Raw genomic sequence first — 16,522 nt, 5'->3', positions numbered from 1 at the left:
TTTATATGGGATTATAAAATCGGAATATTCGGTTACACCAAGTTTTAAAGCTTTTTCGTAGCACCAAATGCAATTTCACTAAACAACTAGACACGTTTACTCATTCATATGTGTCTGTTCCTCATTCTAAGTTTTTATCAAAAAAAGTTCAGCATAATTTTATACAGAATTTAAAAATTGTTAAACCTATGAAAACACTATATACATGGATGCTTGCAGGATGTTTGCTTACTATTCCTATATCATGCCAAGCAAAAAATGAAAAAAATACCGAGTTAGCCATCCAAACCGAGAAAGCTTTAGAAATTTACACTTCCAAAACAGATCCAGACACCAAAAATATTCAGGTAGCTTTATTACTGGATACGAGTAATAGTATGGATGGACTCATCGACCAGGCAAAAGCTCAGTTGTGGGAAATAGTAAATGAATTATCGTATGCCAAGTGTGGTCATTATGAAATAAAATTGCAAATCGCCTTATATGAATATGGTAATGATCGACTACCATCTCAAGAAGGATACATCAGACAGGTTCTTCCATTTTCGGATGATTTAGATGAAATTTCAAAAGAGCTATTTGCGCTTACCACTAATGGTGGAAATGAATACTGTGGAAAAGTAATTAACACCTCTATCAATCAATTGGATTGGAAAAAAAATAATGATCATCTAAAACTAATTTTCATCGCAGGTAATGAACCTTTTACACAAGGACCGTTAGACTATAAAGATGCCGCTATCGATGCTAAGGAGAAAGACATAACAGTAAATACTATTTTCTGTGGTAATTATGCTCAAGGTATCAACACCAAATGGAAAGACGGAGCAGATTTAACCAATGGAGAATATAGCGCAATTGATCATAATAGAGAAACAATTCATATAGCTACACCTTATGATGATATCATATTACAACTAAATAGAAAACTAAATAACACCTATATCTATTATGGTAACGAAGGTTCTAAAAAAATTAGTTTACAAGCTGAACAAGATCGTAATGCGAGATCCTACAGCGAAGCCAATGCTGTAAGTAGAGCAATCAGTAAAAGTTCTGGTTTTTACAAAAACAAAAGTTGGGATCTTGTGGACGCCGTAGAAGAGGAAAGTTTTGAAATAGAAGAAGTAGTCAAAGAAGAATTACCTATAGAATTAAAAGAAAAATCTAGTAAAGAGTTGAAACAATATATAGCTGAAAAGAGTAAGGAAAGAAAGGAAATTCAGGATGAAATTCAAAATTTAAATAAAAAGCGTTTAGCGTATATCAAAAAAAACAGTAAAAAGGATGAAGCTAATCTAGAAGCAGCATTAATCAAAGCCATAAAGACTCAAGGACAAAAAAAGTCTTTTAGCTGGGAAAAGTAATATCTAATTCGTGATTTAATTTATAATTATCATACAATGAAAACATATTTAATTCTAATATTATTGCCGCTAGCAATGACTGCACAATCAAACAAAGAATTACCAAAATCTAAAATCGACTATAATGCATTTGCAGAGATCACTGAAGAAGTCTTGGTATACAGACAGCCAAGACTTATTCCTTTAGAAACGTTTTTAGAATTTGCAGAGGATCCTAATACTATACTGTTAGATACCAGATCAAAATCAGCATATGACAAGAAACACCTAAAAGGCGCAGTACATCTGAATTTTTCTGATTTTACTGAAAAGAAATTAGCCAAATTAATCCCAAACAAAAAAACTAAAATTTTAATTTATTGTAATAACAATATTGATGGAGACGCTATCAACTTCCCGACCAAGAGTCTTCCTTTGGCATTAAATATTCCAACTTTTATAAATTTATATGGATACGGATACAAAAATGTATACGAACTAGCATCTCTTGTAAGGATAAAAGATAAACGTATTACATTTTCGGGAACAACAGTAAAGTAATCAAAAATGGCAAGCTTTTTAGAGCTTGCCATTACTTATATGAAAATATATTTTTAGTTATTAACGGCTGGGCAGTGACAATTCCAACGCTCTTTTCGTTTTCCAAAATCATACCCCACTGTTAACTGATGAAATCCGCCATTACTCAACACTACGGAGTTGGACTGGTAACTGTAAGTGTAGCCAACCATCCATTTTTTATAATTGATTCCTAGAAAAGGAGTTATATATTGTAGTTTCTGACTTTCTATTTCTATCCCTGTCTGAGAAAACTCAGCACCATCAAAACTTCTTCTGTATGATAAGCCTCCCCATAAAGTGGCTAATTCTCCAAAACGTCTATACACTTTTAGATTAGCATCAATAGTACTTTCTTTTGTCTGATCTGTAGCTTGATATAAAACAGAAGGTTCAAGACTCCAAGCACTATTTCCCAATCCGAATACATATCCCACTGAGAAGATATATCTTCTTTGGTTATTAGAATCTCTAATAGTAGCACCAATATCAGTATTATCAAAAATATCTCTTGCGGTCGGCAATACATTCTTAACCGTAAAATGCGCATACCAATCGAGATAATGATAAGACATTCCTATATCCACATTAAAATAAGCATCCTTTTGGAGATTACCTCTTAACACAGGATCAGGATCTGCTGGATCATCCAAACCCCGTTCATCTACATTGGATTGGATAAAAGCTCCACTCATACCAAAAGAAAGCATATTAAGATCGGTTCGATCACGTGAAAACAATAAATGATACGCAAAAGTCAAAAAAGCACCAGTTTGTGTAAAACGTCCATTCTCATCTCTATACACTATAGCGCCCAAACCAACTTTATCATTAGTTCTAAAATTGATGTTAGCAGATTGCGTACTTGGTGCATTATCCACATCAAACCATTGTTTCCGAGCTGTAAGCCTGATTTTATTAGCATTGGATGCTCCTGCCATAGACGGATGTACCAAGTAAAGATTATCAGAAAGATAATCTGCATAAACCGGAATTCCTTCCTGAGAAAAAATAAATTGTGAGGTTAAAATAGCAAGCAACAAATAATATTTCTTCAAATTCATTAGAGGCTTTATGTTAAAAAAAGGAAAAACTAGGTTAATTATTTCAATATAAACTATTTAATCAAGCTTATATTGTAGGGGCTTTCATATTTCTTTCCCAAACTAAAATATTACTTCGTGCCAGCTTCAAATATATAAATTTTTATAAAAACATAGGTTTTATCTTACGTATTAAAACATTCTTAATCTTAAAGCGTAAAGGGCAAGTTGGATTTAGTTTTTAGTAAATTTGCATAAAATTTGATTATGGAAAAGAAATTTGAGATAAAAATAGAAGCTACTTCTAATCCCAGTATACTAAAATTTGAAGCAAACTTTTTTTTGACAAAGCATACAAGTTATGAATTTGAGAATATTGACCATGCTAAAAACTCTCCTTTGGCCCAACAATTATTCTATCTTCCTTTTGTAAAAAGAGTATTTATAGCCCAAAACTTTATTGCCATTGATAAGTTCGAAATTGTGGAATGGAATGATGTGCAAGATGAAGTTGCAGAACAGATAGAAAATTACCTGAATAGTGGTCAACCTGTAATTAATGAAACAACTGCACCAAAAAAGACAGCTATAACCGTTTATGCAGAGAGTACACCGAATCCTTCTGTATTAAAATTTGTTGCCAATAAAAAGCTAGTGACAGCTGGTCATGAATTTAAAAGTATCGATGATACCAAAGAAGCACCCATAGCAGAAAAGTTGTTCAATTTCCCATTTGTAAAAGAGATCTACATCGATGAAAACTATATTTCTATCCATAAGTATGACATTGCGGACTGGCAGGATATTACATTAGAATTAAGAGAATTTCTTCGAGAATATTTAGAACAGGGTAAAGAGGTTTTATCAGCTAATGCCACTGTCTCCAAAAGTCAGGTAGAAAAACAAGCAGATACCGATTTCGAAAAATTAGATGACACCTCAAAAGATATTGTCAACATTATTGAAGAATATATCAAACCTGCTGTCGCAAGTGATGGAGGAAATATTATGTTTGATTCCTATGACCCTGAAAGCAAAGGAGTAAAAGTAATTTTGCAAGGTGCTTGTAGTGGATGCCCTTCTTCTACATTTACCCTCAAAAATGGAATCGAGAATATGCTTAAAGAAATGCTTAAAGATAAAGTTGCCTACGTAGAGGCGATAAACGGGTAGTTCATCGGATATTCGTTAATCATATCGAAAAACCATGAAAATAATAGCGGTTACTACTAAAATTTAACCTAAGTATCTCGTATCTTAGATAATATAATAAAATATTAACCAAAAAATTATTGAAATGGCAATAGTAAAAGTTATAGAAGTAATAGCAGCTTCTGAGAAGGGATGGGAAGATGCAGCTAAAAATGGAGTAAAAGAAGCAGCTAAAACATTAAAAAACATTAAGTCAGCATGGATTTCTGATCAAAAGTTGATCATTGATGATGGTGAGATCAAAGAATATAGAGTTATTCTTAAAATTTCTTTCGAGATTAGTTAGAACAATATCACTTTATAAAGAAACATCTCAATATTAATTGAGATGTTTCTTTGTTGACAATGGTTTTCACTTAACAAACTGATTTCTAGAAGAAAAAACAAAAAAACATCAAAAAATATAAGTTTTTTCTTACAAATTACAACGTTTTCGTAATCGTAATTATGGTTTTACCGTAATTAAATGATGTTAATCTTTCAATAAAATTGATTTTTTGTAATTAAAAAATTGAAAAAAAACATCAAACATTGAGGTATTGATAAAAATTTGATATTAAAAAGCTATTTTTTGCATTAAATATTACGTTTTATTAATTTTATTTCACCTAAATCTAACAATCGTGAAAAAACTATTACTATTTCCATTATTATTAATTTCACCTTTTTTATTTGCTCAGCTTCCGCAGTCTTTAATCCAACCTGCCAAAGAAGTAACTATGTTTGATGACTATGACGGCTCTATGTATAAAAGTATTAAATATAAGGATGCTAGTGTGATAGATGAAAAGTCAGGAACATTTGATGCAAAACTTCGTTATAATGCGTATACAGATGCATTAGAGTTTAAAAAAGGATCAGAATTATATGAATTAATAAAGAAACCTACCTCACATGCAAGAATAGATGGAGACTATTTTTATTATTGCAATTTTAAAACACAACGAGGTCATAAAAAATCAGGATATTATGTGTTGGTAGAGTTAAATGAGAAATATAAAATCTATAAAAAGTTTGATTTAAAAATTAAGAAACCTAATGAAGGTGGTGCTGCCAATGGCAATAATGTTGCGGGAAAATTAAAAATGCAAACCACTTATTTTCTCGAAGAACGTGGTATCATTATGGAGCTTCCTATGAACAAAAAGGAGCTACTAACTGCGCTTAGCGATAAGGAAGAAGAACTAAAAAAATACATCAAAAAGGAGCGTATTAAAGTAAGAAAAGAAGAAGATTTAATCCGTCTTGTATCCAGGTATAATGCATTAAAAAGTACAGATGGAAGTAGATCAAGGAGTTTACTCACTAGAAGAAATTAATGTATGTACTAGTTTCTTTTAAGGTCATTTATAAATAAAAAAACATCTTTGAATTTGATTCCTAGATGTTTTTTTATGCTTATCAACTAACTTTTTGACTCTATAACGTACCTATAACATAAAAGAGATTCAGGCAGGCCATAAAAACAAGTTTAAAAGTTTAAAAATTCCCTTTCAAAATAGATAATTCCTCGGTAACGTTTTACGATCGGAAAATCAAACTTTTAGCAAACAAAATGAAGTAATTTCCTACAAACTAAAACGTTTTCGAGACAAACTTTACAGTATTCCCGTAAAAAATAGATGTTATATTTTCAACAAAATATGTTATTTCTCATTAATAAATTGCCAATAATTTAAAAGTATTGAATAATCAATAAAAATAAAGTATTAAAACTGTAATTTTTGTATTTAAACCTACGTTTTATTAAATTTAATACACCTAAATCAATAGATCGTGAGAAAAACACTACACTTATTATTTTTATTAATATCGCCTTTATTGTTTGCGCAACTTCCGCAATCTTTACTAAAACCAACCAAAAGAGTAACTACTTTTGACGAGTATGATGGTTCTATACACAAAACCTTAAAATATAAGGATGCAAGTGTCATTGATGAAAAGTCAGGAACCTTTGATACCAAACTAAGATATAATGCTTACACAGATGCATTAGAATTCAAAAAAGGCGGTGATTTATTCGAACTTTTAAAGAGTCCTACATCACATGCACGAATAGACGGAGATTACTATTACTATTGTAATTTTAAAACTCAGCGTGGGTTAAAAAAACCGGGGTATTATGTCTTGGTAGAGCTAAATGAAAAGTATAGAATCTATAAAAAATATTCTGTGAAGATAACTAAACCTGATCCAAAAGGTTCGGTAAGTGGTACTGCAACACCAGGAAAGGTGCGTATCAAAACCAAATATTTCTTAGAAGAACGTGGGATTATAATGGAACTTCCAATGGATAAGAAAGAGATTTTAGCTGCTTTAAGTGATAAAGAAGAAGAGTTAAAGAAATACATGAAAAAAAATCGTATTAAGGTAAGAAAGGAAGAAGATCTTATTCGATTAGTATCAAGATATAATGCTTTAAAAAGTACGGACGGCAATAGATCTAGAAGTTTACTTAGCGATAGAAGTAGAAGAGATTAAAATATATTTAAAACAAAACAAAAGAGGTCATCTTATTCTGAGATGACCTCTTTTGTTGTATAAAATAACTTCTGTGAATTGATATTGTATTACTTCCCTAAGCCTAACCCGCTACAAAATCTTTTAAATAATAAGGTTCAAAATAACTAACATCTTCAAAATCCTTATTTACATATTTCTGATAACTCAAGATTGCCATTTCTTTAGAAGACGGTAATTTTTCTGGAAAAAACTTAGCGTTTTTATGCTCACAAATTTCCGAAAACTTGGATACACCATTACCGATAAAACATACTTCATTATTCTGCAAATAAGATTGATACGAATCTTCTACCAAAATTTCAGCTTCTATGGATCTTTCTTGCTTATAATCTTTAGAAAATATAGCTGAATATACTTCCATTCTACGAGCATCAATCATTGGCACAATATATCCCTTATCGCATTGTATTTGCATCGCTAATGAATGTAAGGTACTTATAGATATTAATGGTATTTGTAGACCATAACAAAGTCCTTTTGCAGAGGACACTCCAATTCTTAGACCTGTGTAGGAACCAGGCCCTTTACTTACTGCTATTGCATTAAGCTCTTTAAACTCTATTGATGCCTCCTCCAGTACGATCTTTATGAATTGATGCAGGCGTTCTGCATGAGAATATTTGGTATCGTAATCTTCTTTAAAGCCAATTACTTTACCATCTTCACATAGTGATACAGAACAATTAGTTGTAGAAGTCTCTAAACAAAGAATATAGGCCATCTTAAAAAATTTATGCAAAGATACCTTTAATAATCTTATTCTTCTTTGGCTTTTCTTTGCTTTTTAGAAGTTACTTTATCTCCTGTTTTTAATGTCTTTGTAACAACATTATAAGGCCCCACAATAACATTTTCTCCAACATTTAAGCCTTCTGTAATTTCTATATTGCTATCATCCTGAATTCCTGTTTTGATAACTCTTAGTTTAGCAGATCCTCCATCATTAACAAAAACACATTCAAATTTCTCGTCAGACTCTTTTATTTTTTCCCTCGTATATTTCCTTTTAGCACTACTAGAAGTATCAGTTTTTATTACTATTGCACTAATTGGAACTCCAATTACACTCTCTCTTTTATTGGTAATAACATCTACTGTTGCTGTCATTCCAGGTCTGAATGGTGAGTAACTTTCTGGTTTACCTTCTGTCAAATCTTTATAAGACTCTTCTAGAATACGAACTTTTACCTTAAAGTTAGTTACTTGATCAGCACTTAATGTGCTTTCTGCAGAATTAGCAATTTCGGTAACTAATCCTTTAAATTGTTTTTTTAAATACGCATCTACTTCAACAATAGTAGAATCACCAAGAGAAACTTTTACAATATCATTTTCATTAACATCAACTTCTACTTCCATATTACTCAAGTTAGCAACTCTAACTATTTCTGTCCCTGCCATTTGTTGTGTACCCACTACTCTTTCTCCGAGTTCTACCGATAACTTAGAAATCGTACCACTCATTGGTGCGTAGATCGTTGTTCTACTTAAATTATCCTTTGCTTCATTCACAGTTGCCTGAGCACTTTTTACATTATAAAAAGCAGATTGTTTCGCTGCTTGTGCCACTTCATAAGCCGACACTGAAGTATCCCACTCTGCCTTGGAAATTACGCCTTTGTCGAACAATTCTTTATTACGTTCGTAACTTAACTTAGCTTCTTTTAAACTAGCTTCAGCTTGTTGTAATCCTGCTCTAACATTTTCCAATGCCGCCTGAGATCGATTTAATCCTGATTGGATAATATCTGGGTTAATTCTAACTAAGAGATCTCCTTTTTGTACTTGCTGACCTTCTTTTATAGGTAAGTCAATGATCTCTCCAGAAACCTCAGAAGAAAGCTTCACTTCTACCTCTGGTTGAATTTTTCCTGTAGCAGAAACGGTTTCTACAATATCTAGCTTTTGGATTTCTGAAATCTCTACTTCTTTTAGGTTTCCATCTTTACCAAACCATCCTGCTTTTTTGCCCAAGACAAGTCCAATAACTAAAACAATAACAAAAATTAAAATGATTAGTAAAGTTTTTCTACTCATGACTTAGTTTAAATTAATTCTATAAAATGAAATTACAATCTTTAGTTAAGTAGCCCAAATTTAATGGACTATTTAAATTATAATTTTATGTCTGCTATTTTGATTCCAAAATAAAGTTCTAGTACTTTAATCTTGAATATGTAATCGAATTTTGCTTGCACCTCATTACTCTGTGCATTTTCTAATCTGAATTTTGACTGACTAAAATCAAATGCGTTTGTTCTTCCAACATCATATCTATCCTTCGCGTACTCATAAGCTCTTTCTTGCGCCTTTACAGCAACTAAAGAAGCCTCATAAGCTTCAGCAGATCCTTTAGCATCCAAATAGGCCTGATATACATTACTATCTAAATCTAGCTCCGCTTGTTCTAGCTGAAACTGTGTACGCTTAACATTAATCTTACTTCTTTTTACATTATTCCTAGTTGCGAAACCATTAAAAATTGGCACAGAAAGGGATAATCCATAAGAAAGTGCATCATTATTATACAATTGTTCTATAAATGGTGTAGGTCCCGCTTCTTGTATTAAGAAGTTTGGCTGAGTTTGAAATACTTCCTCTCCAGTATTTCCAACAAATCCAATTGGTAAATCTACTGTTGGGTTGTCTGGATCAATTGATCTGCTGAATGTATCATTTCCAACTTCACTAGTATTATATCCAAACGAACCACTTAATGTAGGATAATAAGCACCTCTTGCTATTTCTAAGTCTTTTTCTGCAATTAGCTTATTTTGTTCTGCAATTTGCACTTCATATCTAGCTTCTCTAGCACTAGACCTAATCTCATCAACAGACTTATTCAAAATCGAAGAAGACGGAACTAGGTAATCTTGCTCTGCAATATCAAACTTTTCATAGTCCTTTATTAATAGTGTTTGTGCAAGTCCTACTCTAGCGATTAACACAGCATTTTCCGCTTGTACAATTCGGGTAAGCTCATCTGCAGAGGTCGCTTCTATTTCCAAAAGATCTCCTTGCGGCAAAACACCTGCATCTACCAAATCCTTTGTTCTTTTTAACTGTTCTAAGGTAATTTCATGTTGCTTTTCTATTACCTTTAAAGATTCCTTGTTCAATAGAACTTGTAAGTAACTATTAGCTACAAACAACGCAATATCGTCTTTAGATTTTCCAAGATTATACTGACTTAAAAGTTTATTCAATTTTGCTCTTTGAAACTGTTTCACGTTTCTTAACCCATCAAATAAAGTAATCCCAACATTAATACCATATGATGAACTTCTAAAAGTTGCCGTACTGTTCGTATTTGTAATCGGATCTGTTGCTAAACCTGATCTCCAAAAGTTAGATGCCTGTGCATTTAGAGATGGTAAAAAATTACCCAAAGCATCTTTTTTATCTATTGCTGCATTTTCTACATTAAGTGCTGATTGTTTAATAGTAATATTATTTTCCAAAGCATATTCCACGCACTCTCTTAATGTCCATTTTTTATCTTGTGCTTGTACAGTAAGCATCCCAAAAAGGACACAGCAAATAATTGAAATTTTAACTTTCATCGGTTTCTCTTTATTTAAAAGGTCGCTCAGAAACATCTTCTTATACTTAAATTTACGTTTCTGATACCTATTTGTATACTATTGATTATTGTTGTTACACTTTTTTTGAAAAAAATTAATTTCCAAACTCTGGTTTCTTAATTTGATTCCAAACTTTGATTTTATCTTCTTTCGTGATTCCGCTTTTAATTTCTACATGAATTCCATCACTTACTCCTAACTCAACATCTCTATTTTCAAACTGTTGATCTCCTGTAGCCACTTCTACAAAAGGCTTTTGTGTTTTCGAATCATACTGGATAAGAGATTCTTTCAATGCCATTACACTATCTACTTTTGCTAAAATAATAGATGCATTTGCGCTTAGTCCTGCTCTAATAAATGTGGTATCCTTTTTATTCAGTGTACCTTTAATTTCAAACTGAATGGCTCCATTTTCTTCTTTTCCTTTCGGTGCAATATAATCCAAAACGGCATCAAATTTTTTATTTTCTATCGCTCCTACCGTTATTTCTAATGGTAAATCTTCTTTAATTTTTCCTACTTCACTTTCATCTACGTTTCCTTCAAAAATCATTTGTCCTACATCTGCTACAGCAGCGATAGTGGTACCATCATTAAAATTATTTGATTCAATCACCTGATTCCCCTCTTTTACCGGAACTTCTAAAACCATCCCAGAAACTGTGGAGCGGATTAATGTATTCGCAGCGCTTCCTAATCCTCGTGTAGTTCCTGTTTTAACAATTTGATAATTTTGCTGTGCTGCTTCATAGTTTTGTTTTGATTGTTTGTAAGTTACATCCGAACCATCAAATTCATTTGCAGAAATAACTCCTTTATCAAACAACTCTTTTTGTCTTTTGAAAACTTTTTCCTGATTATCCAAATCTATTTTTGCTGTTTGCACCGCATTTTTAGCACTTTGCAATGAAGACACATTGGGTATCACTCTAATTTTAGCAATTAGATCACCGGACTTAATCTGATCTCCAGCTTCGATATATATTTCTTCAATGATTCCAGAAATGTTTGGTTTTATTAACACTTCTTCTTTCGGCACAATACTTCCTGTTGCTACGGTTTTTTTAATAATCGTTTCTACAGTACTTTGTTCTGTTTTATAAGTTACAGGATCTTCCTGATTTTTTTGATACAAATAATATAATGCGCCTCCGAATACAACTACTATAAGAAGTAAGATAATAACTGTTATTGTTTTTTTCATTTTCCGTGTTTATTGATTTGTTTACTATTGCAACAGTAAAACTTTGATTGATTTATTTTTATTCTGCTCTTAAAGCATCTATTGGTTTTGTTTTGATAGCAACTTGTGCTGGTATTAAACCAGCTAAAAGTCCGCTTGTTATTAATATGAGTAAAGCCACAAAAACGACTGTGAGATCTACACTAGGATTTGCAAACATCGTTTCATTAGTAGCGGGTATCCCATCTAAGATTTTATTTACTAAAAATATAACTCCTGTAGATACTGCAATGCCTGTCATACCAGAAATAATAGTTAGAAAAATAGACTCTAATAAAATTTGCCCTCTTATAGACCAAGGGGAAGCGCCAAGGGCACGTCTAATTCCAATTTCTTTAGTTCGTTCTTTCACAACTATCAGCATAATATTACTAATACCAATAATACCCGATAATAATACCAGAACTCCCACAAAATAAGCTACTCCTCTAAGGGCAATAAAAAGTCCATTAATCTTACTAAACTCTTGATACAGATCAAAATTTCCAATTGCCCTGTTATCTTCAGGATGTATGGTATGATTAGTTTTCATTACATCTATTATATTCTTCTTCAACTTGGTAATTGAGTGATCATCTTGTGCTGTAATCGCCATCCATCCAACGTTATCTGCCCTATTAAAAGCTTGCGAAAAAGAAGTAAAAGGAACAAAAATTTCATTTTGGCCTTGTTCTCGATCTCCATTATTAGATTTCTTCATATAAGTTCCAATCACCATAAAACTAACCCCCTTAATTTTTATATACTCACCAATGGGATCTTCACCTATTTTAAACAACTCTTTTTTAACTCCTTCGCCAATCACAGCTACTTTTCTATTATTATCGATATCTCCATAATTGACAAATCTTCCAGAAGTTATAGTAATTGGATCTTGATTAATGATCTCAGGATAATCACCATAAACATTAAAAGCTCCGGTATTTAAACCTCTTACAACATTATTAGTCCCTCCAAAGCCTCCCAGTTGATTACGAGGAGAAATATATAGTAATCCAGGTACTTTTTCTCTAATTGAAGCTACATCTCCTATTTTAAAATTAAATCTTCTTCCTTTGGGTAGACCTTTATAAGGTTTGGTTGCAATCTGTGTCCACATAAACATGGTATTCGTAGCAATATCTCCAAAGCCTCGTTTTACACCATTTTCCAACCCTTTTCCTGCTGCCAGCAGTATTACTAAAATGAATATCCCCCAACAAACTCCAAATGCAGTTAACAAGGTTCTAAACCAATTAGCCGTTAGGGCTTCTATTATTTCATTCCATTTATCTCTATTAAACATATTACTCGTCTCTAAGTGCTACAATGGGTTTGATCTTTGCTGCTCTCCATGCTGGAAAAAATCCTGCGAGTGCTCCTGCAATAATTAATATGAATACGGTGGTAATGGCAATATTGAAATTTACAGAAGGATTGGATATGAAATCTGTTTTGACCATAGGCCCTACTATTTCTAATAGAATCAATCCAAAAATTAATCCAGTAAAACCTGCTATAGCAGTCACAAATATAGCTTCGTGCAAAATCATTCCAATAATGGAAGAAGGTAATGCCCCTATTGCTTTCCGAATACCTATTTCTTTTGTTCGTTCCTTAACAATGATAAGCATAATGTTACTTACCCCTACTACACCTGCTATAATCGTACACACTCCTACCCACCAGAAAAAGGCTTTGATCATAAAAATCAAGCTATAAAATCTTTTAGCCTGCTCTAAAGAATTCCCGATTCCAATAGCTCGATCGTCTGTTGGAGCGATAACGTGTTTGTTTTTTAAATATCTGGTAATTGAAGCCACAAATTCTTCAGATTTTGCTACTGCAGTTTCAAAATCTTTTTCTGGCTTAAGAGTATAAGATAGATTATTAATATTTTGACCACGATTAAAAACCTGTTGTGCTGTAGTGGAAGGAATAGAAACCTGCTCCTCTTCCCGTTCTCCACCTTTATCCGTGTATACTCCAACAACTTTGAAAGGAATATCATTAAGTTTAACATATTTTCCTATTGGATCTTCCCCATTTTTAAACAAGGCTTCCTTCACTTTTCTTCCCAGTGTTACAATCTTACCCTTTTCGTCGATATCATTCTGATTGATAAACCTACCCGATACCATGGACTGATTTTCAATAAATTGAAAACCTGGAAAAACACCTTCAATTCTATAACTTCCAGATTCCTTTTTATATGATATTGTAGCATTCCAAATTCTCACTCTAGATGATTCGTATTCTATTACATCTTCATTGGTCTTATGAATAAAATCAAAATCTTCATTGGTCATGCTAAAGAACCTTCCTGGGTTCATTCCTTTATATTCTACGGATGTTGGTCTTGTCCAAACCCATATACTATTAGAGGCATCGCCTTCAAATTCTTCTGCAATTCCATTTTGCATTCCTTGTCCCACACCAAGAAGTATTACCAAAATAAATATTCCTGAAGCAACAGACAGTCCGGTTAGAAAGGTTCTTAATTTGTTTTTACGAATTGTCTCAAATATTTCCTGCCAGCGTTCGATATTAAACATATGAATTTGCTCTTACTTGTTCTACAATACCGTCATCTATAATAAGACCATCTTTTAGGTTAACAATACGTTTGGTCATATGCGCTATATCCTCTTCGTGAGTAACAATAAGGATTGTTTTACCTTCATCGTTTATTCCCTGAATCAGATCCATTACTTCATAAGAGGTTTTAGTATCCAATGCTCCTGTTGGCTCATCTGCAAGCAGTACTTTCGGCTCAGATGCTAATGCCCTCGCAATCGCTACCCGCTGTTTTTGTCCTCCAGATAATTCGTTCGGTAAGTGTGTTGCCCAATCTGCTAATCCAACCTTTTCCAGATAATGAAGTGCTTTGTCCGTTCTTTCCTTCCTTTTAATCCCTTGATAGTATAATGGCATAGCGACATTATCCAAGGCATTTTTATAATTAATTAAATTAAAAGATTGGAATATAAACCCTAGAAATTTATTCCGATATCTAGCGGCGATTTTTTCGTTAAGGTTTTTAATAGGAATATTATCCAAAAAGTAACTTCCAGAATCAGCTTCATCGAGCATTCCTAAAATATTTAGCAACGTAGATTTTCCAGAGCCCGATGACCCCATGATAGAAACAAGTTCCCCTTCATTAACATTAAAATTGATTCCTTTTAAAACATGCAGAGAATTACTCCCCATTTGGTAAGATTTATGCAAGTCTTTAATTTCAATCATAATACTTAGATTAAGATTATGAGGCACAATATGATACCTTCATTAATATAAACTAAGACTTACACCTTGGTACTAAAAATAGTATGTTTTATATGCTGTTTCTGGTTTCCCCTCCAGAAATACAAAAGATTGGTTAGTGTAGTCTTATTAGATAAGACTAATCCTACATCAATTTCGTTACAGTAGCATGTGTTATTAAAATGTTAAACATTTATATTGAGTAAAAAGCTATTAAATCTCCTAGGAAGCTTTTTTCTTATTTCTGTAAATAAAATATCCTACAGTGCCAATCAAAATATATGGGATAATCATAAGGTATACGATCCCGTTATTAATTCCTTTAGCAGTTTGCTGACCTTCTTCACTTTCTAACACAGCACGACACATAGCGCATTGTGCATCCATTGGAAGTGTAAAAAACAGCGCCAACACTAAAATCCATATATATTTTAATCTCATCATCTGAGGATTCCAATTTAGAAGTTATAAATTAATAGTAAGGAGATATCATTAGATAAACAATAACACCCGTAATTGCAACATACAACCATATTGGAAATGTAATTCTAGCAATTTTTTTATGCCTTTCGAAACTCTTAGCTAATGCCCTCACATAAGTTATCAAAACAAACGGAATAATAACAATCGATAATATAATGTGTGTTATTAGAATAAAATAATATACATAACGAATGATTCCTTCTCCTCCAAACTTAGTAGAATCGCTGGTCATATGATATGCTACATACATTACTAAAAAAAGAACAGAACATGCAATAGCAGTCTTCATGAGGTTCTCATGTAATTGTACTTTTTTATTCTTTATTGCCCAAAATGCAATCACAAGAATTACTGCTGTTAATCCATTTATCGTAGCGTAAATTGGTGGTAAGAACGTTAAAGGCTCTACATCAAAACCTAATTTCCTAAGATTTACGCCAAACAACGCTGCCACTGCAACAGGAATAACAATAGACAATACAACAATCCATTTATTGTATTTACTTTCTGTTTCTGAAACACTCTTACTCATCCTCTTCTAATAATTTCTTTATATCTTCTAACAAGATTGTTATTTGCTCTTCTTCTCCATTTTCATCCTTTTTTTCCTCTACACCAATAGCACCTCTATAATAAATAATAGGATTACCAGAAGCATCATAACGAGATCTGATATATCCATCTTTATCTATTAATGCAAAATGACCATTGTGTTCAAAACCTCCGGGTACTTCAGGATTTTCCGCAGCATAGATATTAAATCCAGCATTTGCCAAATCAAATATATCTTCTCGTTCTCCGGTGAGTAAATGCCAATCAGGGTTTGATATACCATAGTTTTCTGCGTACTTTTTTAGGATACTTGGAGTATCGCGTCTTGGATTAATGGTAAATGAAGCTACACCAAAATCCTTATAATCTTTTAATTTATCCTGTAAATACACCAAATTCTTAGACATTTTTGGACAAATCGTAGGGCAGCTGGTAAAAAAGAAATCTACGACAAAAACCTTTCCTTTAAAATCATGATTAGTAATCAGTAAACTATCTTGATTCAGAAACGCAAACTCAGGAACTTTTCTTGGTTTTCCGTTAATTTTAATATAAGAAAGCTTTTGATTGACTATTGGATTGCTCGCACTCATCCTATCATTTTCCACAATAGAAGACTTCTTTACTCTATTTACTATTCTAGGAATAAAAATGATTCCAAAAACTAGGATAATAAAAGATATACCAACATATGAATATTTTTTCATA

17 protein-coding genes are annotated in these 16,522 nt (G+C 32.4%); 6 read left to right on the top strand and 11 right to left on the bottom strand.

Features of this window, described 5'->3' with window-relative positions; translation table 11 throughout:
• Positions 1 to 188 precede the first annotated feature (188 nt).
• Together Q1B37_RS02450 and Q1B37_RS02445 are read left to right on the top strand one after the other, a co-directional pair.
• Positions 189 to 1,367 carry a vWA domain-containing protein gene (locus Q1B37_RS02450; protein ID WP_299895021.1) on the top strand — a complete coding sequence of 393 codons (1,179 nt, stop codon included), beginning with the start codon at positions 189 to 191 and terminating at the stop codon, positions 1,365 to 1,367.
• A 36-nt stretch (positions 1,368 to 1,403) separates the two neighbouring features.
• A complete protein-coding gene (locus Q1B37_RS02445) occupies positions 1,404 to 1,907 on the top strand; it encodes a rhodanese-like domain-containing protein (RefSeq protein ID WP_299895018.1) in 504 nt (167 codons plus the stop codon).
• A 53-nt stretch (positions 1,908 to 1,960) separates the two neighbouring features.
• On the opposite strand, the gene Q1B37_RS02440 is transcribed toward Q1B37_RS02445, so the two are convergent.
• Positions 1,961 to 2,989, bottom strand: a complete 1,029-nt coding sequence (locus tag Q1B37_RS02440) for a type IX secretion system membrane protein PorP/SprF (RefSeq protein WP_299603460.1) — start codon at positions 2,987 to 2,989, stop codon at positions 1,961 to 1,963.
• Positions 2,990 to 3,235: 246 nt separating this feature from the next.
• Between Q1B37_RS02440 and Q1B37_RS02435 the strand changes: the two genes are divergently transcribed.
• From Q1B37_RS02435 to Q1B37_RS02420, 4 genes are all read left to right on the top strand, one after another.
• Entirely contained in the window at positions 3,236 to 4,141 is a 906-nt protein-coding gene (locus tag Q1B37_RS02435) for a NifU family protein (protein WP_299895015.1), read from the top strand.
• 124 nt (positions 4,142 to 4,265) lie between these two features.
• On the top strand, positions 4,266 to 4,466 hold the full coding sequence (locus tag Q1B37_RS02430) for a dodecin family protein (RefSeq protein ID WP_299603466.1): 201 nt from the start codon (positions 4,266 to 4,268) through the stop codon (positions 4,464 to 4,466).
• 337 nt (positions 4,467 to 4,803) lie between these two features.
• Complete coding sequence (locus Q1B37_RS02425) at positions 4,804 to 5,499, top strand: hypothetical protein (protein WP_299603469.1); 696 nt, start codon at positions 4,804 to 4,806, stop codon at positions 5,497 to 5,499.
• Between the two features lie 457 nt (positions 5,500 to 5,956).
• Positions 5,957 to 6,661, top strand: a complete 705-nt coding sequence (locus tag Q1B37_RS02420) for a hypothetical protein (protein ID WP_299895012.1) — start codon at positions 5,957 to 5,959, stop codon at positions 6,659 to 6,661.
• A 103-nt stretch (positions 6,662 to 6,764) separates the two neighbouring features.
• Here the strand turns inward: Q1B37_RS02420 and tsaB are convergent, their stop codons facing one another.
• The 10 genes from tsaB to Q1B37_RS02370 all read right to left on the bottom strand — a co-directional run bounded on the left by tsaB (position 6,765) and on the right by Q1B37_RS02370 (position 16,521).
• A complete protein-coding gene (tsaB, locus tag Q1B37_RS02415) occupies positions 6,765 to 7,424 on the bottom strand; it encodes a tRNA (adenosine(37)-N6)-threonylcarbamoyltransferase complex dimerization subunit type 1 TsaB (RefSeq protein ID WP_299895010.1) in 660 nt (219 codons plus the stop codon).
• 35 nt (positions 7,425 to 7,459) lie between these two features.
• The gene (locus Q1B37_RS02410) at positions 7,460 to 8,740 is read right to left on the bottom strand and encodes an efflux RND transporter periplasmic adaptor subunit (RefSeq protein WP_299895007.1); all 1,281 of its coding nucleotides are present in this window, start codon (positions 8,738 to 8,740) and stop codon (positions 7,460 to 7,462) included.
• Positions 8,741 to 8,817: 77 nt separating this feature from the next.
• A complete protein-coding gene (locus Q1B37_RS02405) occupies positions 8,818 to 10,266 on the bottom strand; it encodes a TolC family protein (protein ID WP_299603479.1) in 1,449 nt (482 codons plus the stop codon).
• A gap of 115 nt (positions 10,267 to 10,381) precedes the next feature.
• Complete coding sequence (locus tag Q1B37_RS02400) at positions 10,382 to 11,494, bottom strand: efflux RND transporter periplasmic adaptor subunit (RefSeq protein ID WP_299603481.1); 1,113 nt, start codon at positions 11,492 to 11,494, stop codon at positions 10,382 to 10,384.
• Positions 11,495 to 11,552: 58 nt separating this feature from the next.
• Positions 11,553 to 12,818 (bottom strand): ABC transporter permease, encoded by a 1,266-nt coding sequence (locus Q1B37_RS02395; RefSeq protein WP_299603483.1) that lies wholly within the window; start codon positions 12,816 to 12,818, stop codon positions 11,553 to 11,555.
• A 1-nt stretch (position 12,819) separates the two neighbouring features.
• Complete coding sequence (locus Q1B37_RS02390; protein ID WP_299603486.1) at positions 12,820 to 14,067, bottom strand: ABC transporter permease; 1,248 nt, start codon at positions 14,065 to 14,067, stop codon at positions 12,820 to 12,822.
• Complete coding sequence (locus tag Q1B37_RS02385) at positions 14,060 to 14,761, bottom strand: ABC transporter ATP-binding protein (protein ID WP_299603488.1); 702 nt, start codon at positions 14,759 to 14,761, stop codon at positions 14,060 to 14,062. Before Q1B37_RS02385 ends, Q1B37_RS02390 begins: the two co-directional genes overlap by 8 nt.
• A gap of 240 nt (positions 14,762 to 15,001) precedes the next feature.
• Positions 15,002 to 15,220 carry a hypothetical protein gene (locus Q1B37_RS02380; protein ID WP_299895835.1) on the bottom strand — a complete coding sequence of 73 codons (219 nt, stop codon included), beginning with the start codon at positions 15,218 to 15,220 and terminating at the stop codon, positions 15,002 to 15,004.
• Positions 15,221 to 15,251: 31 nt separating this feature from the next.
• Complete coding sequence (locus Q1B37_RS02375) at positions 15,252 to 15,794, bottom strand: DUF420 domain-containing protein (protein WP_299895004.1); 543 nt, start codon at positions 15,792 to 15,794, stop codon at positions 15,252 to 15,254.
• Complete coding sequence (locus tag Q1B37_RS02370; RefSeq protein ID WP_299895001.1) at positions 15,787 to 16,521, bottom strand: SCO family protein; 735 nt, start codon at positions 16,519 to 16,521, stop codon at positions 15,787 to 15,789. Before Q1B37_RS02370 ends, Q1B37_RS02375 begins: the two co-directional genes overlap by 8 nt.
• Between the last annotated feature and the right edge of the window lies 1 nt (position 16,522).

The organism is uncultured Aquimarina sp. (assembly GCF_947492965.1).
Classification (GTDB): Bacteria; Bacteroidota; Bacteroidia; order Flavobacteriales; family Flavobacteriaceae; genus Aquimarina.
This window is presented reverse-complemented; position numbering and strand designations above follow the sequence as displayed.